This is a genomic window from Mesorhizobium sp. P2_C5_2 (genome assembly GCF_056404535.1).
In genome coordinates this window covers 152,129-174,814 of record NZ_JBFUDV010000001.1, presented here as the reverse complement: position 1 = coordinate 174,814, position 22,686 = coordinate 152,129, and the positions used below count along the sequence as shown (strand labels likewise).

Genomic DNA, 22,686 nt, shown 5'->3' with positions numbered 1-22,686 from the left:
GGGCAGGAAGTACCGGCGTTTGCGTAGGGGGTGACGTGTATTGGCCTTGCACGGCCGTCGCGCGCTTGCGTGGATGGGGAACTGGTGCCGCTTAGGTGACTCGAACACCTGACCCCATCATTACGAATGATGTGCTCTACCAACTGAGCTAAAGCGGCCCGGGAAGCGCGAGGCTTCCAAGATCGGCTGGGTGATAGACTCAACCGGCCGCTAATTCAAGATGGGCAACCGCGATTTCAAGGCGGCATCCGGCAATTCGTCCCGGCATTTCGCGTTGGCGCGGAATGACTCCGCCGTGCGGTTTCGTTGTTGGGTCGCGCAAGGGTGTCTCGGCCGATTGCGCGCAAATTGCCCGGGACATCGGTGAAACAGGTTGATTTCATTGTCAAAAAGTACCGAAATGGGCTTTAGCCGGGTCGGCAAGGCAGAATGCGCCCGCTCGCCCGTTGATTGATTGGTCGCCTGCGGCTAACGATCATGGCAATGTGAGCGAACGGACAGGGGAAATTCGCTTGGACGCGATCGAAAAAGCGATCCGCAACGCCTTCGAGAAAGGCAATGCCGAGGACCGGGCGTTTCGCGAGAGGGTCTATCGATCGGCCTTCGCGGCGCTTGACCGCGTTCTCCAGGCCAATCCCGGCGTGACGGTGGAAGCCGCCATCAAGCGCCGCAAGGCGGTGCAGGAAAAGATCGCCGAAATCGAATCCGAATTCCTGCCGGCGGTCCCCGATGTCGCCGCGCAGACGCAAGACGCTGCGCAGACGCAAGATACCGTGCAGGCGCTAGGCGCCGCCGAAGCGCCCGCAATCGACGCCCCGACAAGCGTCGCGGCCGGCCCATCGCCGGCGATCGTCGTTGATGGGCCGGTGCAGCCCGAGCCATCCGACGCGCCGCGCTCACGCGTTCTGCCGGTCGTCCCCGACATCATGCCCGACGCCACGCTGCCCGGCGCCCCGGCGATCGATATGGCCGATTCCGCCCAGGCCGAAGCCGCGACGGAAGTGGCGCCTGACCGGGACGAACGGCGGATAAGGGGCCGCCGCCTGCCGCTGACGGCGATCTTCTTTACCGTGACGCTGCTCGCCGCCGTCGGCATCGGCCTCTATTTCGCCGTCCAGACTGGCGTCTTCAAGACGCCGGCGCAGCTCGACACGGCCCCGCCCGAGGCGCCGCCGACGGTCGACGATGACGATTTCACGCCGCCCGCCGATACAAACGCGCCGCAGCAGCCTGGCGCAGCCGAACAGACGCGTGACTGGATCAACGTCTTTACGCCCTCCGATCCGACGCATGTGGCGACGCCCTCCGACGCCAAGGCCGATGTCGTGCAGGACGATACCGGCTCCTTCCTGCGCATCCGCTCCGGCGCTTCCGGCTCGGCCATCGGATTCGATGTCGGGCAAGGCGTGCTGGAGAAGCTTGCCGGCAAGCATGCCGTGTTCGACATCGTTGCCCGCGCCGAGGACGGCAAGGACACGCAGATCTCCATCGACTGCAATTTCGGCGATCTCGGCGACTGCGGCCGCAAGCGCTATGCGGTCGGCCAGCAGCGCAACGAATATCTGTTCGACGTGAAGTTCCCCGACAAGCCCCCGGGCTCCGCCGGCAGCATCGCCATCAACTCCGACTTCGACAAGCAGGGCAAGGCGGTCGACATCTACGAGATCCGCGTCTCGATCGAGCCGTAATCGTTGTCTAGCGATCGAGCAGTTCCTGCAGCGTTTCGATGCGGTCGGCTTCGGCCGTCGGCTTGTCCCAGCGCAGCCGTGAGATGCGGGGAAATCGCATGGCGACGCCGGATTTATGCCGGGTCGAGCGGTTGAGACCTTCGAACGCCACCTCGAGCACCAGGCCCTGCTTGCGGTCGGCGCGCACCGAGCGCACCGGGCCGAAACGCTCGACCGTATTGTCCCTGACATATTTGTCGATCTGCTTCAGCTCCTCGTCGGTGAAACCGAAATAGGCCTTGCCGACCGGCACCAGTTCCTCCGCGCCTGCCGGCCCCGACCAGACGCCGAACGTATAGTCGGAGTAGAAGCTGGAGCGCTTGCCATGGCCGCGTTGCGCGTACATCAGCACCGCATCGACCGTGTGCGGATCGCGCTTCCATTTGAACCACGGGCCTTTCGGCCGTCCCGCGAGATAGGGCGAATCCCAGCGCTTCAGCATCACGCCTTCAATGATCGGGTGCGGCGGCACCCGGCGCAATTCTTCCAGCGACGGCCAATCGGCGAACTCGACCAGCGGTGAGAGATCGAATCGGTGCTGGTCGAGCGTCTTGATGAAGGTTTCAAGCCGCTTCCGCCGCTCGCGAAACGGCAGCGCGCGCAAATCCTCGCCGTTGATCTGCAGCACATCGTAGCAGCGCATGAAGGCCGGGTATTGCTGTTGGATCTTCGGCGTCACGCTCTTGCGATTCAGCCGCTGCTGCAGGTCCGAAAACGTGCCGGTCGCCGCGGGCTGGCCAACCAGCAATTCGCCGTCGAGCGCGGCGGAAAAATTCATGGCTTCGGCGAGATCGGGAAAGGCGCCGGACACATCGTCGCCGGTGCGCGAATAGAGCCGGCGCACGCCGCCCTCGCACACCGCCTGGACGCGGATGCCGTCCCATTTCCATTCCGCCGCATAGTCGGCCGGATCGAGCTTTTCGAGGTCGCCGTCACCGACCGGGTTCGACAGCATCACCGGGCTGAACAGCGCCAGCGCCGTCCGCTGCGGCTTCTCGGCCTTGCCTTCCAGCCAGGCCAACAGCGCGGTGTAAGGCGGCGTCAGCCCGTGCCACAATTCCTCGATATCGGCGACATCGACCTTGCCGAAATCGGCCAGCGCCTGTTTGGCCAGCCGCGCCGAAACGCCGATGCGCAGGCCGCCGGTGACCAGCTTGATGATGGCAAAGCGCGCCGAAATGCCGGCGCTATCGAGCAGCCCGGCCAGCACCTTTGGCCCGTCGGAGCGGCTCGCCGCCTGCAATTTTGCAACGACATCGCCGAGCGTCGGCTCGCGGTTCGGGATATGCCCCGGCGTCTGCGGCCAGACCAGCGAGACGGTTTCGGCGAGGTCGCCGACATAGTCGTAGGAATAGCCGAACAGCACCGGGTCCATGCGCTCGGTGACCAGCGTGCGCAGCATCGCCGGCTTGACCGCCGCGATGTTGAGGTCACCGGTGATCGCTGCCAGCGCCAGGCCGCGATCTGGGTCCTCGACAGTGCGGAAATAGTCGACGAGCAGCGTCAGCTTGCCGTTGCGCGACGGCGTCAGCACCAGGCGGTCGAGGAGTTCTGCGAAGCGGTTCACCTCAATCGCCCTCGTCCTCATAGCCGACCAGATGCAGCGGCCGTGCGGCTATGCCTTCGAGTTCACACCAGCGCACCAACGCTTCCTCGCGGCCATGCGTCACCCAGATTTCGCCCGCACCGGTTTCCTTGATGGTGGCGGTCAGTTCGTCCCAGTCGGCATGGTCGGAGATGATCAGCGGCAGTTCGACGCCGCCTTGCTTGGCGCGCTGGCGGATCCGCATCCAGCCGGAGGCAAAGCACGAGATCGGGTCGGGAAAGCGCCGCGCCCAGCGGTCGGCAAAGGCCGATGGCGGGCCGACAACGATGGCCCCAGTGAAATCCTGCTTGCCACCGCTGTCGACGGTTGCCGGCTCCAGCGTGCCGAGGTCAATGCCCTGGCTCTGGTAATATTCGCTGAGCCTGGCCAGCGCGCCGTGGATATAGATCGGCTTGTCGTAGCCGGCATCGCGCAGCAGCCGCATCACCCGCTGCGCCTTGCCTAGCGCATAGGCACCGACCAGGTGCGACCGCTCGGGAAACTGCGCCGCCGATTTGAGGAGGCGGGCGATCTCTTCCGTGTCGGGCGGATGGCGAAACACCGGCAGGCCGAAGGTCGCCTCAGTGATGAACACGTCGCATTGGACCGGCTCGAACGGTGCGCAAGTCGCATCCTTCTGACGCTTGTAGTCGCCGGAGGCGACGATGCGTTTGCCCTTGTGCTCGACCGCAATCTGCGCCGAGCCCAGCACATGGCCGGCCGGATGGAAGGTGACGCTGACGTCGTTCAGCGCCATCGCCTCGCCGAGGGTTGCCGCCTGCGTCGTCCCGGCAAAATCCTCGCCGTAGCGCAGCCCCATAATGTCGAGCGTCTGCTGCGTCGCCAGCACCGAGCGGTGGCCGGAGCGGGCATGGTCGGAATGGCCATGTGTGATCAGAGCCCGGTTGACCGGCCGCACCGGGTCGATGAAGAAATCGCCGGGCGGGCAATAAAGGCCTTCCGGCCGGGAATGGAGGAGGTCACTGGCGCGCATGCTGTCAAGATAGTTGCTAATTGCGGCGCGGGAAGCCTGTTGCAAGAGACTGCTGACTCGTCCTACAGCCAGTCACCGGCCGCATCTGCCGGCGGGCCCGTCACCATGCAACCGCTGAAAACCTCGTCCGGCGACCTGACCACCGACCGCCGTGCCGACTATGCCGAGATGCTTTACGGCTCGGGCGACCCTGTGGCTGCGGCGGAATTGCTGCTCGGCGCGCTGGAACTGGCGCCGCAATGGGCGGCAGGCTGGTTCCGCCTCGGCGAGATGCAGGAGACGACAGAGCGCCTCGGCCTGGCAGCGCAGGCCTGGGCAATGGCGCTGAAGCTCGATCCCACGGATCGCCTGGGTGCTGCGCTGAAGTTGCAACTGATCGGCAAGGCGCCTTCTGCCGCGGCGCCGCCAAGCGCCTTCGTCGAAACGCTGTTCGACCATTATGCCGAAAGCTTCGAGGGTGAGCTGGTCGACAAGCTCGGCTACCGGCTGCCGGAGTTTCTCGATCGCGTCATTCGAACAGCAAGGCCGGGCCGCTTTTCGCTGGCTCTCGACCTCGGCTGCGGCACCGGCCTGATGGGCGAAAGATTGCGGCCGATCGCCGATCGGCTGGAGGGTTACGACATCTCCGCCGCCATGTTGAAGAAGGCCCGCGCCAAGGGCGTCTACGACCTGCTCGCCAAGGCCGACCTGCAGCATTTTGCCTATGCCGGCCCGAAGGCCGATCTGGTGGTGGCGGCCGATGTGTTCATCTATGTCGGTGCGCTCGAAGGCGTGGTGAAGACCGTCGCCGGCATTCTGGCTGGCAATGGCCTGTTTGCTTTTTCCGTCGAGACGCTGGCCGGAGGTGAGGCGGCCGGCGAAGCCGGTTTTGCGCTACGGCCATCGCGCCGCTACGCCCATTCTCAAGCCTATGTCGAGCGGATGCTTACCGCCAACGGCCTGTCGGTCCTGTCCATGGACGCGACCGACATCCGCTGGGATCGCCGCCAGCCGGTCGACGGGCTGGCCGTGCTGGCGACGCTATCGTCCGCCTGATGTCTCGTCCTGTTCGAAAATGTGACTGGGATTTTTGCGGCTGGCGCGGCATCAGATAGGATATCCGCCGAGAAAAGATCCGCTTGGCTTGGCATCTAGGAGGAGCATATGCGCTGGAACATGATGGTCTTGGCATCTTGCCTGGCGGTGACCGGCTGCATGGGCAGCTCGATGTCGGAGCGGCAGGATCAGGACGTGCAGTCATCACTGCAGTATGACGGCGTGCCTTGCGACCAGTTGCTGGCGCAGCGCAACGGGCTGGCGCAGCAATACCATCTGTCGACGGACGCCAAGCCGAGCTTCTCCAATCCGGCGATGGGCTTCGGCCCATTCACGCCGGACGTGCGCTCCAAGAATAAACGCGACACCGACCTGGCAAGCGGCAAGATCGACGCCATGAACCGCTCGATAGAACGTCGCGACTGCGGCAAGCCCAACAAGCAGAAGAAGTTCGCTCTGCCGAGCTAAGCCCGGCGGGGATTCTTAGTACCCGGCCTTGCGGTCCACCAGATTGTCGAGCTTTCCGCCGCGCTCGAAGGCATCCATCTGTCGAAGCATGGCCGGCGCCAGGTGGACAGGGTCGGACGTTGCCGCCGCATGCGGCGTCACGAACACTTTCGGATGCCCCCACAGCGGACTGGTCTTCGGCAGCGGCTCGACCTCGAACACGTCGAGGCTCGCCTCCTTCAATGTGCCATCATCCAGTGCGAGCAAAATGTCGGCATCCTTCTGCAGCCGGCCGCGCCCGGCATTGATCAGCACCGAGCCGCCGAGGCCGTTGCGCTTGCGCAATTCCTTCAGTACGCCGTGGTTGATGATGCCGTGCGTGTCCGGCGTCAGCGGCAACAGCACCACCAATATGTCGGTGGCGTTGAGGAAGGGGATCAGCCCGGCCTCGCCGGCATAGGTCGAAACGCCTTTCATGGCCTTGTCGCTGCGCGACCAACCATTGACCGCAAAGCCGAGGGACAACAGCACCGACGCCGCCGCGCGGCCGAGATTGCCGAGCCCCATAATGCCGACCGAGATGTCGCCGGCCGGCCGCTGCGGCGGTTCGTACCAGGTCTTCTTCGGCTGCTGCGCGCGGTAGAGCATGCCCTGGCGATGGTGGTCGAGCACCCGCCAGACGACATATTCGGTCATGTACTGGGTGAGGTTGTCGGCAACCACTCTCACGATCGGCACGTCGGGCAGGCCCGGATCGGCGAAGATGTGGTCGACACCGGCACCGATGGAGAAGATGGCGCGCAGATTGGGCAGCGACTTCAGGAGGTTAGGCTTCTGCTTCCACACCACCGCATAGGTGATCGAAGGATCGCTGGCGCCGTCCGGCTCCAGCACCACCTCGCGCTCGGCCGACAACAGCTCGCGCCAGCGCTGCGGATGAAAGCCGGTGACGGCAAGCAGGATTTTGCCTTTTTCCATTTGCGGATTGTATTCCCTGTTATTCGCTGACGATACCAACCGGCGCCGTCTCGATCCTGAACGCGGCCGAGATCAGTGCCTTGGTATAATCGGTCTGCGGCCGCTCGAAAATCTGTTCGGAAGGACCGGCTTCGACAATCTTGCCATTGCGCATGACGATGACGTCGTTGGCAAGGGCGCGAATGACTTTCAGATCGTGGCTGATGAACAGATAGGCAAGGTCGTGCTTGGCCTGCAGGTTGCGCAACAGGTCAACCACTTGCGCCTGCACGCTCATGTCGAGCGCCGAGGTCGGCTCGTCCAGCATGACGAAGCGCGGATTGAGCACCATGGCGCGCGCAATGGCGACGCGCTGGCGCTGGCCGCCGGAGAATTCATGCGGGTAGCGGTTCCTGGTTGCGGGATCGAGCCCGACTTCTTTCAGCACCGCGACGATCCTGTCGTCCCGCTGGTCGGGCGACAGCTTAGGCTCGTGGATCTTCAACCCTTCCTCGATGATCTCCGACACCGACATGCGCGGGCTGAGCGAGCCGAACGGGTCCTGGAAGACGATCTGCAACTCGCGCCGCAGCGGCCGCATGGCGTTGAAGGTCAGCTGGTTGATGTCACTGCCGTTGAACTGGATCGTGCCGGTCGACGAGATCATCCGCGCCAGCGCCAGGCCGAGCGTCGTCTTGCCCGAACCGGACTCGCCGACGACGCCGAGCGTCTGGCCGGCGCGTACCGTAACGTCGATGCCGTCGACCGCCTTCACATTGTCGACGGTGGTGCGGAAGAAACCCTTCTTGATCGGGAACCAGACCTTGATGTCCTTGCCCGTCATCACCGGCTTGGCGGCGGCGTTGGCGGCCGGCGGCTTGCCTTTCGGCTCGGCGGCCAGCAGGTGCTTGGTGTAGGCGTGCTGCGGGTTGGCGAAGATGTCCTTCGTCGGCCCGGTCTCGACGATCTTGCCCTTGGTCATCACGCAGACGCGGTCGGCGATCTTCCGGACGATACCGAGATCGTGGGTGATGAACAGCATCGACATGCCCTTGCGGGACTTCAGCCCCGCCAGCAGTTCGAGGATCTGCGCCTGCACGGTGACGTCGAGTGCCGTCGTAGGCTCGTCGGCGATCAGCAGTTCAGGCTCGTTGGCCAGCGCCATGGCGATCATGACGCGCTGGCGCTGGCCGCCGGACAGCTGGTGCGGATAAGCATCGAGCCGCTTTTCCGGCTCGCGTATGCCGACCTCGTTGAGCAGCGCCAGCGTCCGCGCCTTGGCCTGGCGATCGCCCATGCCCTGATGCAGCGCCAGAATCTCGACGATCTGCTGCTCGATCGTATGCAGCGGATTGAGCGAGGTCATCGGCTCCTGGAAGATCATGGTGATCTTGTTGCCGCGTACGCTGCGCAACTGCTTTTCGTTCATTGCCAGCAGGTCGGCGCCCTGGAACAGTATCTTGCCCGAGGGATGGCTGGCCGTCGGATAGGGCAAGAGCTTCAACACTGACAGCGCCGAGACCGACTTGCCCGAACCGGACTCGCCGACCAGCGCCACCGTCTCGCCCTTGGCGAGATCAAAGGAAATGTGGTCGACCGCAATCGACTCGTTGCCGCCTTGCGTGAAGGCGACGCTGAGATCGCGGACGGAGAGCAGGGGTTCGCTCATCGGAACGCCTTGCGCGGATCGAAAGCGTCTCGCGTCGCTTCACCAATGAACACCAATAGCGACAGCATCAGCGAGATGACGACGAAGCCCGATATACCAAGCCAGGGGGCATTGAGGTTGCTCTGCGCCTGTTTTAGCAGTTCACCGAGTGACGCGGTGCCTGGCGGCAGGCCGAAACCGAGATAGTCGAGCGAGGTCAGCGTCGAGATTGAGGCGCTGACCAGGAAAGGCATGAAGGTCAGCGTCGCCACCATGGCGTTGGGCAGAAGATGGCGCAGCATAATGGTGCGGTTGGACACGCCAAGCGCGCGAGCCGCATTGACATATTCGAAGTTGCGGGCGCGCAGGAATTCGGCGCGCACCACGCTGACCAGCGACGTCCAGGAGAACAGCAGCATCAGCCCAAGCAGGATGAAGAAGCCCGGCGGCAGGATGGCGGCGACGATGAGCAAGAGATAGAGCAGTGGTATCGCCGACCAGATTTCGATGAAGCGCTGAAACAGGAGGTCGGTCCAGCCGCCGAAATAGCCTTGCAGCGCGCCGGCCGCGACGCCGATCACCGACGAGCCCGCGGTCAGGATCAGTCCGAACAGCACGGAAATCCTGAACCCGTAGATGATGCGCGCCAGCACGTCGCGCGCCTGGTCGTCGGTACCCAGCCAGTTCCAGTTGCCGACAATGCAGTCAGGATCGGCAGCGCCTTGCGGATACTGGCTGCATCGCTTCTGCGCGTCGTATTCCCATGACGGTTTTGCCGGAGCGGCGTCGGGGATCGCATTGTTGACGGTGCGGTAGGAATAGCGGATCGGCGGCCAGATCATCCAGCCATTGGCGTTGATCTCGTCGCGGATGACCGGGTCGCGATAGTCGGTGACGGCGTAGAAACCGCCGAATTTTTCTTCGGGGTAGGCGACCGCCACCGGGAACAGGATCTCGCCCTTGTAGTAGGCGACGATCGGCCTGTCGTTGGCGATCAGCTCGGCAAACAGCGACAGCACGAACAGAGCGAGGAATATCCACAACGACCAGTAGCCGCGCCGGTTGGCCTTGAAGTTCTGCCAGCGCCGCTTGTTGAGCGGCGACAGCCATGGCCGCGCGATCCTTGTCGGTGTCATCTCGGCTGCGGCCTGCGTCATCAGACGTCTCTCCGCTCGAAATCGATGCGCGGATCGACCCATGTGTAGATCAGGTCGGACAGCAGCGTCACGAACAGGCCAAGCAGCGAAAATATATAGAGGTTGGCGAACACGACCGGATAATCGCGCGCCAACACCGACCTGAAGCCGAGCAGCCCGAGACCGTCGAGGGAAAAGATGTTCTCGATCAAAAGCGAGCCGGTGAAGAAGGCCGAGATGAAGGCGGCGGGAAAGCCGGCAATGACGATCAGCATGGCGTTGCGGAACACATGTCCGTAAAGCACCCGCCGCTCTGACAGACCCTTGGCGCGGGCGGTCACCACATACTGTTTGCGAATCTCTTCCAGGAAGGAGTTCTTGGTCAGCAACGTCGTCGTGGCAAAGGCCGACAGCACCAGCGCCGTCAGCGGCAAGGTCATGTGCCAGAAATAATCGACGATCTTGCCCGGCCACGACAACTGGTCCCAATTGTCGGAGACGATGCCGCGCAGTGGGAACCAGTCCCAGAACGAGCCGCCCGCGAAAAGCACCATCAGCAATATGCCGAACAGGAAGGCCGGTATGGCATAGCCGATGATGATCACGCCGCTGGTCCAGACGTCGAAAGCGGAGCCGTCCTTGACCGCCTTGCGGATGCCGAGCGGGATCGAGATCAGATAGGACAAAAGCGTGATCCACAATCCGAGCGAGATCGATACCGGCATTTTCTCCAGGATCAGGTTGAGCACCGAGATGTCGCGGAAATAGCTGTCGCCGAAATCGAAGCGCGCGTAGTTCCACAACATCATGCCGAAGCGTTCGAGAGGCGGTTTGTCGAAGCCGAACTGCTTTTCCAGCTTCTTGATGAACTCGGGATCGAGGCCCTGCGCGCCGCGGTATTTCGAGCCGACATCGCCGGCCACATCGAAATTGCCGCCACCTCCTGCATCGCCGCCGCCGCTGCCGAGGCGGTCGCTGCCGCCCTGGTTGGTCAGGCTGGCGATGACCTGCTCGACCGGTCCGCCCGGTGCGAATTGAGTGACGACGAAAGCGACCGCCATGATGCCGAACAGGGTCGGGATCATCAGCAGGATGCGGCGCAGTATGTAGGCGCCCATCAGGCCGCCAATCCTGCGCGAACGGTCATGTCAGGCTTTGCCAATTTTTGCCGCCTTGCCCTTGTCGACCCACCACAGCGCTTCGACCGGAAAGTCGAAATCGGGTTTCCGCTCGGGAAAACCGAACATGTCCCAATAGGCGCTTCGGTGATTCGCCAGGAACCAACTTGGAATCCAATCGCGTCGTGCACGCAAGACCCGGTCGAGCGCGCGCATGGCAATTGTCAGGCTTTCGCGATCCTCGGCGGCGCCCGCGGCGTCGACCAGGGCGTCGATGGCCGGGCTCGATGTTCCGGGCAGGTTGCGTGTGCCGGATAGAGTAGCTGTTCGCGAGTGGAAAAAGGTTTCGAGGTCGTCACGGGTCGGTGTCGCCGGAAACCGAGCCGCAACCGAGATAAGATCGTAATCGAACAAATTCTGCCGCAGCTGATATTGCGCGGCATCCACCAGCCTGATCGAGGCATCGATGCCGACCGCCTTCATGTTTTCGACCCAGGGCGAATAAACCTGTTCGAAGACTTCGTCGTCGACAAGGATCTCCGCCGACAGCCGACCGCCCTTGTCGTTCACGACGAAATTGCCGGAGCGTTTCCAGCCGGCGTAAGCGAGAAGCTTGGCCGCCTTGCCAAGTAGCTGCCGGTCGCGGCCGGAGCCGTTCGACACGGCCTGGGTCACGGCTTCACCAAAAGCCTCGGCGGGAATCTGATCGCGCAGCGGTTCGAGAAGAGCCAATTCACCGGGCGATGGCACGCCTTCGGCGCGAAAATCGGATTGCTCGAAGCAGGATTGCGAGCGCTCATAGGAACCGTAAAAGAAATTGCGCTGCGTCCATTCGAAGTCGAAGCAGAGACCGAGCGCCTGCCGCACGCGCGGGTCGCGGAATTGCTCGCGCCGCTGGTTGACGGCGGTGGCCTGCATGGAGGGCATCGTTTCGGCCGGAAATTCGTGTTTCACCACCTTGCCGGCAATGAAAGCGGGGAAGTCGTAACCCGTCGCCCAAATGCGAGAGACGGCTTCCTCCTTGTAGAGGATCTCTCCCTTCTTGAACGCCTCGAAGGAAGCGTTGCGATCCTGGTAGAACTCGACGCGGATGCGAGCGAAATTGTTTTGGCCACGATTGACCGGCAGGTCGTTGCCCCAATAGTCGGCCACACGCTCATATTCGATCCAGGCCCCTGCCGACCAGCGGCCGACCTTGTAGGCGGCTGACCCCAGCGGCGGGTTCATCTGCGAGGAGTCGAACGGGTTGGCTGTGTAGAAAGCCTTCGACAGGATCGGGAACGCGACGACGTTGAGGATGGTGCGGCTTGTCTGCTTGCCGGAGAAGTTGAGCTGCACCGTGTGGGCGTCCACGGCGATCGCGTCATCCAGATGCGTCAACGGCAGCGAATAGTCCGGGTGTCCCTTGTCCTTGAGCAGCTTGAAGGTAAAGGCGGCGTCCTCAGCCGTCAGCGGCGTGCCGTCATGGAAACGGGCCTGCGGGCGCAGCGAGAAAGTGAAACCATTGCGATCGTCGGAAATCGTCACCCCGTCGGCGATCAGCCCGTAGACGGCGTCAGGCTCGTCGAACGCCCTCACCATCAGTGAGTCGAAGCACATTTCCATGCGCTGCGGTGAATCGCCTTTGGGAACGAACGAATTCAGCGTGTTGAAGGTCAGCGGCGTCTGGTTGGAGCCCCAGGTGCGTGGCAGGAAATTGAAGATGCCGCCTTGCGGCGCATCGACGTTGACATAGTCGAAGTGGGTGAAGTCCGGCTTGTATTTGAGGTCGCCGAAAGCGGACAATCCATGCAGTTTCTCGCCGGTCGGGCTGGCGGCGAAAGCCTTGCCGCGCAACAGGGCAGCGGCGGTCGCTGCGGCGCCGAGCGCCAGGAAATCGCGGCGAGGGAGCACCGCCATCAATTGCTGCCCTTGTACTTGGCGGCTAGCGCCTTTTCCTTGTCCGCATCGATCCACCAGGAATCGATGTCGGCGCCGCGGTAGCCGGGCTGCTTTTCCGGGATGCCGAACTTGTTCCAGTAGGCCAGCCACACCACGGCGCGGTAGTATTGCGGCACGACATAGTAATTCCACAGCAACACGCGATCGAGCGCATGGGTAGTGGCGACGAGGTCGTCGCGGTCCGTGGCAAAAATGATGCGGTCGACAAGGGCATCGACGACCGGGTTCTTGATGCCGGAATAGTTGCGCGATGCCGGTGTGTCGGCGGCCTTGGAGCTCCAGAAATCGCGCTGCTCGTTGCCGGGCGATTCCGACTGCTGAAGCTGCCCTGTGATGACGTCGTAGTCGAAATTTCTGACGCGGTTGGTGTACTGGCTCGGGTCGACGATGCGCAATGTCGCATCGACGCCGATCTTGCGCAGATTGGCGATCCAGGGACTGGAGATGACCTGGTCGGTTTCACCCGAGCCGAGGATTTCAAACTTGAATGGTTCGCCGGTCTTGGCGTTGACCATCTTGCCGCCCTTGATCACCCAGCCGGCCTGGGCGAACAGGTCGACCGCCTGCTTCAGATACTTGCGCTCGGCCTGCGGCGAATCGTAGACCGGCAGCTTGAATTCCTGCGTGAACAGCTCCGGTGGCAGCTTGTCGCGGTACTTTTCCAGGATTTCCAGTTCCTTGCCTTGCGGCAAGCCGCTTGAGGCCAGTTCCGTGCCCTGGAAATAGCTGTGGGTGCGGGTGTTGAAGCCGAAGAACAACGTGCGGTTCATCGATTCGAAATCGAAGGGGTAGGTGAGCGCGGCCCTGACCAGACGATCGGCAAACAGCTTATGTCTCTGGTTGAGCATGAAGGCCTGCATCGGCTCGGGCGAGGTGGTCTTGAACTCCTGCTTGATCACGTCGCCGGCCTTGATAGCCGCGAAATCATAAAACGTCGCCCAGCGCTTCGAGCTGTTTTCCGGCTTGATGTCGTCGAGCCCTCCCTTCTTGAACGCCTCCCAGGAGGCGTTGTCGTCGAGAATGTAGGTGAAATGCTGGGTGTCGAAATTCTCGCGGCCGATCTTCACCGCCAGCTTGGCGCCCCAATAGTCGGGCACGCGCTGCCAGACGATTTCCGAGCCGGCTTTGAAGCTGGCGATCTTGTAGGCAGCCGACCCAAGCGGCGGTTCCAGAGTCCCCTTGGTGATGTCGCGCTTCTTGCCGTTGGCGTCGGTGCCCTCCCACCAATGCTTGGGCAGCACCACAAGGTCGCCGAGAATTTTCGGCAGTTCGCGATTGCCCTTCTGGTCGAAATGAAACTCGACCTCGCGGTCCGAGATGGCGACCGCGTCGGTGACGTTTTCGAAATAGCGGCTGTACATCGGGCTGTTGGCCTTCAGCACCTGGAACGACCAAATCACGTCGTCGACGGTGATCGGTTGGCCGTCATGCCACTTCGCGCGTGGGTCAAGCCGGTAGGTGGCTGAGGAATAGTCGGTCGGGTACTTGTAGGCATCGGCGATGAGCGGGTGGCTGACGCTGCCTTCGTCAGTCGCTTGGTCCATCAGCGTGTCGTAAAGCAGGCCGCCGCCAAATGGCTGCAGGCCGGCCGCCGGCGAGCCCTGCACGATGTAGGGATTGAAGCTGTCGAATGTGCCGGAAACCACCGAATTGTAGGTGCCGCCCTTCGGCGCGTCCGGGTTCACATAATCGTAGCGCTGGAAGTTCTCGCCATATTTGGAAGGGCCGATCAGTGAAGAGGTGGTGTGCCATTCATCCGCAGCGGCCGCTTGCAACCCGGCAGCCACAATGACTGCTGCCAGCATCGACCTCAGAAGCGTTCGCCCAACCGTCATGCGTTCTCCTCTTCGCAATGCCCGGCAATCCTAGATGATTTGACGCCGGTGAAAACCGCCATGCGCCGGCTTTGTCGCCGCATATGCAGTTTTCCTAACAAAAAAGCCGGGCTGAACCCGGCTTTTCTGAGGTCATCGAGATGACAATTTGGTTATTTGGCAGGCGCTGCCGGGGCGGCTGGCGCAGCACCTTCGGCGGGCTTCGCCGGGGCGGCACCCTCGGCGGGCTTGGCCGGCGCTGTTGCGTCAGCGGCTGCACCGGGGGTCGGCAGCGGCTTCGGGCTGTCCGACAGCGTGCGCAGATAGGCGATGACGTTGGCGCGGTCCTCGTCCTTAGGCAAGCCGGCAAAGCCCATCGCCGTGCCCTTCACGAATTTCTTCGGCGAGGTGATGAAGTGGTTGAGGTTGTCATAGGTCCAGTGCTCGGCGCCGCCCTTGGAAAAGTCCTTCATGCCGGCCGAATAGCCAAAACCTTCATGCTCGGCGACGGGGCGGTCGACGATGTCCCAGAGATCCGGGCCGACCTTGTTCGGGCCGCCCTTTTCGCCGGAATGGCAGGCCTGACATTTCTTGAACACGGCGGCACCCTGCTCGACATTCGCGGTGGCCAGCAGGTCGGCAATCGGCTTGGCTTCAACGGCAGGTCCCGCACCGCCGCCTTCGGCTGGCTCGGTCGCCTCGATGGCGAAGCCTGGTTTTTCGGGCGCCGGCGAGGCGAACAGCGCGTCAGACACAAGACCGACCGAGAAAACGACGAAACAGGTTCCGAGCAATCCGGCGAGCAGCTTGTTGACTTCGTTGGAATCCATGCGCCCCTTGCTCCCTTTTCCGGCGGACCGATCGTCCACTCCGTCCGTCGGTATCCTGACCCGCCCCGTCGAGCCGGTCAAATCGGGCGGAAACTAGGTCTTTTGCTCCAGCGTTGCAACACCTATAAGGGCGCTTCCAGTGAGACCTTTTGCCACTTTTCCCATCGTCTTTTCAAACGCCAGCAGCCCCTAATGTCCACGCTCATCCTGATCCCGGCCCGCATGGCCTCGACGCGCCTGCCGGGCAAGCCGCTGGTCGACATAGCCGGCGCGCCGATGATCGTGCATGTCGCCCGCCGCGCCGCCGAGGCCGGGCTTGGCCGGGTGGTGGTGGCAACCGACACGCAAAGCGTGGCCGAGGCGGTGCGCACGCACGGTTTCGAGGCGGTGATGACGCGCATCGACCATGAATCCGGTTCCGACCGCATTTTCGAGGCGCTGAGCGCGCTCGACCCCGACCACAAGGTCGAAACCATCGTCAACGTGCAGGGCGATCTGCCGACCATCGATCCCGAAATCATCGGGGCGGCGCTGCGACCTTTCGAGGACGCCGCGGTCGACATCGCCACGCTCGGCGTCGAGATCGTCCGCGACGAGGAAAAGACAAATCCCAATGTCGTCAAGATCGTCGGTTCGCCGCTGTCGGCGACGCGGCTCAAGGCGCTCTATTTCACCCGCGCCACTGCGCCCTGGGGCGAGGGGCCGCTTTATCACCATGTCGGCCTTTACGCGTATCGGCGCGCGGCGCTCGAACGCTTCGTCGCGCTAAAACCGTCGCCGCTGGAGCGGCGCGAGCGGCTTGAGCAGTTGCGGGCGCTGGAGGCCGGCATGCGCATCGACGCCGAGATCGTGCGGTCGCTGCCGCTTGGCGTAGATACGCCGGAAGACCTCGAACGCGCCCGACAAATCCTTTCCTGAGACCATAGATCCTTTCAACCTGAGATATCGGCATGCCTGAAAAGACCAACAGAATATCCTTCCAGGGCGAGCCGGGCGCCAATTCCGACACCGCTAGCCGCAACATGTTCCCTTCGATGGAACCGTTGCCGTGCCCGACCTTCGAGGATGCCTTCAACGCGGTCGAGACCAACAAGGCGGACCTCGCCATGATCCCGATCGAAAACACCATCGCCGGCCGCGTCGCCGACATCCACCATCTGTTGCCGGAATCGAAGCTGCACATCGTCGGCGAGTATTTCCTGCCGATCCACTTCCAGCTGATGGTGCTGCCGGGCGTCAAACGTGAAGAGATCAAGACCGTGCACAGCCACATCCATGCGCTGGGGCAGTGCCGCAAATACATCCGCAAGAATGGCTGGAAACCGGTGATTGCCGGCGACACGGCGGGCTCTGCGAAGCTGGTGTCGGAGCTCAAGGACCGCACCATGGCCTCGCTCGCGCCGGCTCTCGCCGCCGAACTCTATGGGCTCGATATCATCGAGAGGAATGTCGAGGACACTGACAGCAACGTCACCCGCTTCGTCGTCCTGACCAAGGACAAGCGATTGGCCGAACGGCCCTCGGCCGACACCAAGATGATGACGACCTTCATGTTCCGCGTTCGCAACGTGCCGGCGGCGCTCTACAAGGCGATGGGCGGTTTCGCCACGAACGGCATCAACATGACCAAGCTGGAGAGCTATCAGCTCGGCGCCTTCACGGCGACGCTGTTTTACGCCGACATCGAGGGCCATCCCGACGATCCGCTGGTCAAGCTGGCGCTGGATGAGCTGCGCTTCTTCTCGCGCGAAGTGCGCATTCTGGGCGTCTATCCGGCCAGCGAGTCGCGCGAGCAGTGGAAGGTGGCGGACTAAGGTTCCCCTAAACCAAAAGTGTCAGCGGCACGTAGTCGATTTCCATGAAGGTTTCGACTTCCGGGACCCAGCGGTCGCGGACGAAGGCGACGTGGTCGGGATGCTCGTTGTACCTGGTGTAGGCCGCCTGATCGGCGAACTCCATCGAGAAGCCGAAATGATAGTCGTTCTTGGGACTGACCTGCCGCAGCGGCTCGAAATGCGTTACGCCCTTGATCGCGCTGAGGATTCGTTTGGCGTCGGAGAGAAATCGCTTTTCCTCCAGCGAGTATTGCGGGTGCTTCAGGGTGAAAACCACGGTGTGACGGATCATTTCTTGCTCCCGTTATCCCTACTTACTCGCTGTCGACCCAGGCGCGGATCAAATGATGCGCGATCGCGCCTTTCGGCGGCGTCACCAGATTGTCCTTGTGCGTTCTCTCCAGCATAGAGCGCACCTCGTCGCGGAAAAACCAGCGGCAATCCTCCAGCTCGTTAAGATCGGCCTGGATGTCTTCGTTGAGCGGTTCGCCGAAACAGCCGATCATCAGCGAATAGGGGAACGGCCAGGGCTGGCTGGCATGGTAGACGACGCGGCCGAGCCGGATGCCAGCCTCCTCCAGCGTCTCGCGGCGCACCGCCGCCTCGATCGTTTCGCCCGGCTCGATGAAGCCGGCAAGCGCCGAGTACATGCCGGGGCCGAAATGCCGGCCGCGGCCGAGCAGGCATTTTTCGCGTGTCACCGTCAGCATGATCGCCACCGGATCGGTGCGCGGAAAATGTTCGGTGCCGCAGTTCGGGCAGTGGCGCTTGTAGCCGCCGGCACGCATTTGCGATTCATGGCCGCATTTGCTGCAGAAGCGATGGCTGGCATGCCAGGCGAGCAGCGCCGCGCCCTGCGCCAACGCTCCGGCCGCGGTTTCGTCGATCAGCCCTTGCATATAGACCGAGCGATAGTCGATGGCCTTGATGGTCTCCGGCAACTGCTCCGGCTCGATGCCAACCGGCACCGCCAGCACCGGGCCTCTTTCGGAAAAACCAAGCAGCACACCCTGTGCGAGTGATGGCTGCAGCTTCTGGCTGTCGGCCACATCGAACCAAGGGTCGAAGCTGCCGTCGTTCAATTTCAGGTACAGCCGGCCACCATGCATCGGCAAAAGCCTGGCGGAAGGATCGGCCAGCGCCTTTTCGACGGAATCGTCGGCGCGGGTCTCGGATTGTCGGTCGATCGTGTTGCCGGCGAAACCGACGAACTGGCTCGGCTCGCGCAAGGGCGCGTCAAACAGGCGAAAGGTCATGGAAGCTCAAAACGCTAGAGCATGATGCCGAAAAGTGTGAAGCGGTTTTCGGACGACATCATGCTCTCTTTCTTTGATTAGAGGCGGATTCAGATTTCAGGTCGAACAGACCTGAAATCATCCGGCTCTGGGATGGACACGGTGCGCGTTATAGCGCTGCCTTTATCTGTTGCGCAAACTGGCGAAGGTCGAAGCGCTCATAGGGCTCGCGCATGCCATGCCCCCAGACCGGGCCCGGCCAGCCCGGATCGCCTTCCGAGCGGGCAATGACATGGACATGCAATTGCCGCACGACGTTGCCGAGCGCGCCGGTGTTTATCTTGGTGCAGCCTGTGGTTCTTTTCAGCGCCTGCGCCACCATATTGGTCTCGAAGGTCAGCATCGCCTGGTCGAGCGGCGTCAGGTCGTGGATTTCATCGATGCCCGGCCGCTGCGGCACCAGGATGAGCCATGGCCAGCGGCGGTCGTTCATCACGCGCAATTCGCACAGGCCGAGCCACATCAGCTGCTCGCTGTCCGCCTCCAGTCTGGAGTCGAGCGTGAATCCGGCCTTGAGGCCCGGCAGCATTGGCGTTTCCCTAGCGTTTCTTGCATTATTTCCTAAACTCATGAACGCTAGAGCGGCTGCACGGGGGCTGCAAGCGATTCATTGAGCGGCGGAGCTCAAGGCCGTCCGATTCTCATGCACCCTTGCATTTCATCGCTGAATTGCCGATATGGAACGCGGGAGGTTGGTGGTGGACGATCCACTCGCCAACCGGGTCAGGTCCGGAAGGAAGCAGCCCTAACGAGCCCGGAACGGGTCATTGTTCCAGCCTCCCACCTCATCGGCCCCTCTCGCGACATTGACGACGCATTGCAGCGCGGGCGAGACTATTAGCAGGAATCGGCCAGCCTCGGACGCGGCCTTTTTGGAGCTTTACGGGCGAATGAGCGAAGTCGGAAATTCGGGAACGGAAAAGGAAAAGGCCGCCGCCTATCGTGTGCTGGCGCGCAAGTACCGTCCGGCGAATTTCTCCGAGCTGATCGGCCAGGAGCCGATGGTCCGCACCCTGACCAACGCTTTCTCCACCGGCCGCATCGCCCAGGCCTGGATGCTGACCGGCGTGCGCGGCGTCGGCAAGACGACGACGGCGCGCATTCTGGCGCGGGCGCTCAACTACAAGACACCGACCGTCGATCAGCCATCGGTCGACCTTGCCGTTCTGGGCGAGCATTGCCAGGCGATCATGGAAGGCCGCCATGTCGACGTCATCGAGATGGACGCGGCATCACACACCGGCATCGACGACATCAGGGACATCATCGAGCGCGTGCGCTATGCCCCGGTGTCGGCGCGCTACAAGGTCTACATCATCGACGAAGTGCACATGCTCTCCACCCAGGCCTTCAACGGCCTGTTGAAGACGCTGGAAGAGCCGCCGCCGCACGTCAAATTCATCTTCGCCACCACTGAAATCCGCAAGGTGCCGATCACCGTCCTGTCGCGCTGCCAGCGCTTCGACTTGAGGCGCATCGATGCCGGCGCGCTGGTCGCGCATCTCTCGTCCATTGCCGGCAAGGAAGGCATTTCGGTCGACGACGACGCGCTGGCGATGATCGCGCGCGCCGCCGAAGGCTCGGCCCGCGATTCGCTCTCCATCCTCGACCAGGCGATCGCCCATGGCGGCGGCGCCGTCAGCGCCGAAGCGGTGCGCGCCATGTTGGGTCTGGCCGACCGCGCCCGCATCGTCGACCTGTTCGAACATGTGATGAAGGGCGATGTAGCGGCGGCTTTGGCCGAATTCCGCAACCAGTACGATACCGGCGCCGATCCGGCCGCGGTGCTGACTGATCTTGCTGAATTCAACCACCTCGTCACCCGGTTGCGCTTCGTGCCGACGGCAGCCGACGACGCCTCGCTGTCCGAGGACGAACGCCGGCGCGGCGCTGAATTCGCCAGCACGTTGTCGGTCAAGGTGCTGTCGCGGACCTGGCAGATGCTGTTGAAAGGCATTCCCGAGGTGCAGTCTTCCAACCGCCCGGTCAGCGCCGGCGAAATGGTGCTGATCCGGCTGGCGCATGCCGCCGACCTGCCGACGCTGGACGAGGCGCTGAAATCGCTGGAGAGCGGTGCCTCCGTTTCGAGCGGCGCGCCGCGTCCGAACGGAGCGCCGGCCAGTCCCGGCCCGGCAACACCCGGCAATGGCGGCGGCGCAAGCGCCGTGGCGCAGTCACGCATGCCGACGCCTGGCGGCGGCGCACAGACGATGCGGCTGGTCGAGCCCGAACCGCTGCCGGCTGACTTCGTTGCAGCACCTGAGCCGGTGGCCGAGACGCCGCCGGTGCCGGTGAAATCGTTGGCCGATATCGTCGCCCTTGCTGATCAGCAGCGCGACATGGCCTTCAAGGTGCAGGTCAAGCGCTGCGTGCGCCTGGTGCGCATCGAGCCCGGCCGCCTCGACGTCAGCCTGACCGACGATGCGCCGAAAATGCTGCTCAACGAACTGACCGCCAAGCTGCGCGCCTGGACCGGCCGCAACTGGCTGGTGTCGCTGTCGAAGGAAGAGGGCGGCCAGACGCTGGCCGAGATGGAATCGACCAAGCGCGAGACCGCTTTCTCCGATGCCAGAAGCGATCCGGCGGTGGCCGCCATCCTGGCGCGCTTTCCCGGCGCCAAGATAATCGACGTGCGCATTCCCGACGCGCCGGAAGTCGATACCGACAAGGCCGAAGTGCCGGTCGAGCCACTGGGCGACGACGACGAAAACTGACCACAGCACGAATCCGCAAAGGACCCGACCATGAAAGATCTTCTCGGCCTGATGGGCAAGGCGAAGGAAATGCAGGCCAAGTTCCAGGCCATGCAGGACGAGATCGCCACGCTTGAAGCAAGCGGGCAGGCCGGCGGCGGCCTGGTCAACGTCACGCTGACCGGCAAGTTCGAAATGAAGTCGCTGAAGATCGATCCGTCGCTGTTCAAGGAGGACGACGTCGAGATCCTCGAAGACCTGCTTCTGGCCGCCCACAATGACGCCAAAAATAAGGTCGAGCAGATTATGCAGGAGAAGACCAAGGCGCTGACGGCAGGCTTGCCGATCCCGCCTGGAATGAAATTGCCGTTCTGAGCCGGCTCCCACCAGTTAATTGATTATGAACGGAAATCGGCTGCCGGGGCTATTGTTAACACTTTCCCCGGCTTTGCTCACGGGGACATATCTGCGCATTTATAAAGTTTTACCTATGCTGCACGAATGCTAATCCTTTAGCCATCTTTTTGCCTTTAAGAGTCTCATTCTTGCCACATCTCGGGACGGGTGGCATCTGGAAAATGAGGCACTTTTGTTGATCGCTACGCGATGGAAGACGCCGCTGTTGCTCGGCATCATCTTCTCCCCGCTGTTCCTGGCGGGTTGCAGCCAGACCACTTCTTCGCACGGCATGTCGGTCGCCAGCCTGACCGACGCCATCACGCCGAGTTTCCTGAGCCGGCCCTTCAGCCACACGCCGAAGGACAGGGAGTGCCTGGAGCGGGCGATGTTCTTCGAATCCAACCGCTCGAGCCGCGACGGCATGATCGCCGTCGGCACGGTGGTGATGAACCGGCTGCGTTCCGGCAACCATGGCAGCACCATTTGCGAGGTGGTGGGTGAACCGGGCCAGTTCGCGCCCGGCGTGATGACGCGGCCGATGAATTCGAAAGCCATGCCCGATGTCGAGGAAGCCGCCGACGCGGTGCTCAAGGGCGAGCGTAAGGCCAAGCTGAAGAATACGATGTACTTCCACACCGCCGGCTTGCGGTTCCCGTACAAGAACATGCACTACACCATGGTTGCCGGCGGTAATGCCTTCTATGAGAAGCGCGGCCGCAACTGGCAGCCGCTGCCGGACGAACCCACGACCATGGTGGCTTCGGCAACGCCGCGCGCGCCAGTGGCTGAAGCGCCGGTACAGGTGGCTTACGCCGAGCCCGTGGTCAAGACGATCGTCCGTCCCGATCCTGCCAAGCAGGCCGCGGCAGTTCGCGCGGCCAAGGCAAGCCGCGCCTCGGCCGAGCAGACCCCAGTCGAGCAAACCTATGTGACCGCTGCCGTGGCCCCTGCGAAGGGCGGCCGCGTCGCGGCCAAGCAGACGGAGGTGGCGATGCAGGAACCGATGGCCGAGCCCGATGCCTCGCGCTTTGGCGGCGTCCTCAACGCCCGCTACATCACGTCGGTGCCGAACGGGACGCAGGAAGCGTCGATGGGCTTCCAGTCGACGCCTGAGAACACCGACGCCATCGGCGCGATGATCGCGGACCAGACCCGGCCGGCTTCGGCCTACTAAGACCTACAGCATTTTCAGAGCCCGCCATGGCAGCATGGCGGGCTCTGTGTGTATGCGG

At 62.9% G+C, this 22,686-nt stretch carries 20 protein-coding genes, 1 tRNA gene and 1 other RNA gene; 9 read left to right on the top strand and 13 right to left on the bottom strand.

Annotated elements, in window-relative coordinates; translation table 11 throughout:
- Positions 1-82: 82 nt before the first annotated feature.
- Positions 83-158, bottom strand: a tRNA-Thr gene (locus tag AC1D1B_RS00815).
- A gap of 354 nt (positions 159-512) precedes the next feature.
- Between AC1D1B_RS00815 and AC1D1B_RS00810 the strand changes: the two genes are divergently transcribed.
- A complete protein-coding gene (locus AC1D1B_RS00810; protein ID WP_477328837.1) occupies positions 513-1,688 on the top strand; it encodes a hypothetical protein in 1,176 nt (391 codons plus the stop codon).
- A 7-nt stretch (positions 1,689-1,695) separates the two neighbouring features.
- Here AC1D1B_RS00810 and AC1D1B_RS00805 read toward each other — a convergent pair whose 3' ends face one another.
- A complete protein-coding gene (locus AC1D1B_RS00805; protein ID WP_477328836.1) occupies positions 1,696-3,294 on the bottom strand; it encodes a cisplatin damage response ATP-dependent DNA ligase in 1,599 nt (532 codons plus the stop codon).
- A 1-nt stretch (position 3,295) separates the two neighbouring features.
- Positions 3,296-4,306 (bottom strand): ligase-associated DNA damage response exonuclease, encoded by a 1,011-nt coding sequence (locus AC1D1B_RS00800; RefSeq protein ID WP_477328835.1) that lies wholly within the window; start codon positions 4,304-4,306, stop codon positions 3,296-3,298.
- Positions 4,307-4,411: 105 nt separating this feature from the next.
- Between AC1D1B_RS00800 and AC1D1B_RS00795 the strand changes: the two genes are divergently transcribed.
- Positions 4,412-5,341 (top strand): class I SAM-dependent DNA methyltransferase, encoded by a 930-nt coding sequence (locus AC1D1B_RS00795; protein ID WP_477328834.1) that lies wholly within the window; start codon positions 4,412-4,414, stop codon positions 5,339-5,341.
- 108 nt (positions 5,342-5,449) lie between these two features.
- Positions 5,450-5,809, top strand: coding sequence for a hypothetical protein (locus AC1D1B_RS00790; protein WP_477328833.1), 360 nt, complete (start codon positions 5,450-5,452; stop codon positions 5,807-5,809).
- Between the two features lie 15 nt (positions 5,810-5,824).
- Here AC1D1B_RS00790 and AC1D1B_RS00785 read toward each other — a convergent pair whose 3' ends face one another.
- The 7 genes from AC1D1B_RS00785 to AC1D1B_RS00755 all read right to left on the bottom strand — a co-directional run bounded on the left by AC1D1B_RS00785 (position 5,825) and on the right by AC1D1B_RS00755 (position 15,232).
- A complete protein-coding gene (locus AC1D1B_RS00785; RefSeq protein ID WP_477328832.1) occupies positions 5,825-6,766 on the bottom strand; it encodes a 2-hydroxyacid dehydrogenase in 942 nt (313 codons plus the stop codon).
- Positions 6,767-6,785: 19 nt separating this feature from the next.
- Entirely contained in the window at positions 6,786-8,414 is a 1,629-nt protein-coding gene (locus AC1D1B_RS00780; protein WP_477328831.1) for an ABC transporter ATP-binding protein, read from the bottom strand.
- Positions 8,411-9,550 (bottom strand): ABC transporter permease, encoded by a 1,140-nt coding sequence (locus tag AC1D1B_RS00775; protein WP_477328830.1) that lies wholly within the window; start codon positions 9,548-9,550, stop codon positions 8,411-8,413. The genes AC1D1B_RS00780 and AC1D1B_RS00775 overlap by 4 nt, the downstream gene beginning before the upstream one ends.
- The gene (locus AC1D1B_RS00770) at positions 9,550-10,647 is read right to left on the bottom strand and encodes a microcin C ABC transporter permease YejB (protein ID WP_477328829.1); all 1,098 of its coding nucleotides are present in this window, start codon (positions 10,645-10,647) and stop codon (positions 9,550-9,552) included. Before AC1D1B_RS00770 ends, AC1D1B_RS00775 begins: the two co-directional genes overlap by 1 nt.
- 30 nt (positions 10,648-10,677) lie before the next feature.
- Entirely contained in the window at positions 10,678-12,546 is a 1,869-nt protein-coding gene (locus AC1D1B_RS00765; protein ID WP_477328828.1) for an extracellular solute-binding protein, read from the bottom strand.
- Positions 12,546-14,423 (bottom strand): extracellular solute-binding protein, encoded by a 1,878-nt coding sequence (locus AC1D1B_RS00760; RefSeq protein WP_477328827.1) that lies wholly within the window; start codon positions 14,421-14,423, stop codon positions 12,546-12,548. Before AC1D1B_RS00760 ends, AC1D1B_RS00765 begins: the two co-directional genes overlap by 1 nt.
- 152 nt (positions 14,424-14,575) lie before the next feature.
- Positions 14,576-15,232, bottom strand: a complete 657-nt coding sequence (locus AC1D1B_RS00755; RefSeq protein WP_477328826.1) for a c-type cytochrome — start codon at positions 15,230-15,232, stop codon at positions 14,576-14,578.
- A gap of 192 nt (positions 15,233-15,424) precedes the next feature.
- Between AC1D1B_RS00755 and AC1D1B_RS00750 the strand changes: the two genes are divergently transcribed.
- Together AC1D1B_RS00750 and AC1D1B_RS00745 are read left to right on the top strand one after the other, a co-directional pair.
- Positions 15,425-16,150, top strand: a complete 726-nt coding sequence (locus AC1D1B_RS00750; protein ID WP_477328825.1) for a 3-deoxy-manno-octulosonate cytidylyltransferase — start codon at positions 15,425-15,427, stop codon at positions 16,148-16,150.
- A 32-nt stretch (positions 16,151-16,182) separates the two neighbouring features.
- Positions 16,183-17,046, top strand: a complete 864-nt coding sequence (locus tag AC1D1B_RS00745; RefSeq protein ID WP_181056359.1) for a prephenate dehydratase — start codon at positions 16,183-16,185, stop codon at positions 17,044-17,046.
- A gap of 7 nt (positions 17,047-17,053) precedes the next feature.
- Here the strand turns inward: AC1D1B_RS00745 and AC1D1B_RS00740 are convergent, their stop codons facing one another.
- From AC1D1B_RS00740 to AC1D1B_RS00730, 3 genes are all read right to left on the bottom strand, one after another.
- On the bottom strand, positions 17,054-17,359 hold the full coding sequence (locus AC1D1B_RS00740; protein WP_477263935.1) for a Dabb family protein: 306 nt from the start codon (positions 17,357-17,359) through the stop codon (positions 17,054-17,056).
- A 22-nt stretch (positions 17,360-17,381) separates the two neighbouring features.
- On the bottom strand, positions 17,382-18,323 hold the full coding sequence (gene nudC / locus AC1D1B_RS00735; RefSeq protein ID WP_477328824.1) for an NAD(+) diphosphatase: 942 nt from the start codon (positions 18,321-18,323) through the stop codon (positions 17,382-17,384).
- Positions 18,324-18,471: 148 nt separating this feature from the next.
- On the bottom strand, positions 18,472-18,891 hold the full coding sequence (locus AC1D1B_RS00730) for an HIT domain-containing protein (protein WP_477328823.1): 420 nt from the start codon (positions 18,889-18,891) through the stop codon (positions 18,472-18,474).
- 158 nt (positions 18,892-19,049) lie between these two features.
- Here AC1D1B_RS00730 and ffs point away from each other — a divergent pair.
- The 4 genes from ffs to AC1D1B_RS00710 all read left to right on the top strand — a co-directional run bounded on the left by ffs (position 19,050) and on the right by AC1D1B_RS00710 (position 22,628).
- An RNA gene (ffs, locus tag AC1D1B_RS00725) (signal recognition particle sRNA small type) lies at positions 19,050-19,146 on the top strand.
- A gap of 106 nt (positions 19,147-19,252) precedes the next feature.
- On the top strand, positions 19,253-21,076 hold the full coding sequence (locus tag AC1D1B_RS00720) for a DNA polymerase III subunit gamma/tau (protein ID WP_477328822.1): 1,824 nt from the start codon (positions 19,253-19,255) through the stop codon (positions 21,074-21,076).
- Between the two features lie 30 nt (positions 21,077-21,106).
- Positions 21,107-21,430, top strand: a complete 324-nt coding sequence (locus AC1D1B_RS00715) for a YbaB/EbfC family nucleoid-associated protein (RefSeq protein WP_454588116.1) — start codon at positions 21,107-21,109, stop codon at positions 21,428-21,430.
- Positions 21,431-21,647: 217 nt separating this feature from the next.
- Entirely contained in the window at positions 21,648-22,628 is a 981-nt protein-coding gene (locus AC1D1B_RS00710; protein ID WP_477328821.1) for a cell wall hydrolase, read from the top strand.
- Positions 22,629-22,686: the final 58 nt, after the last annotated feature.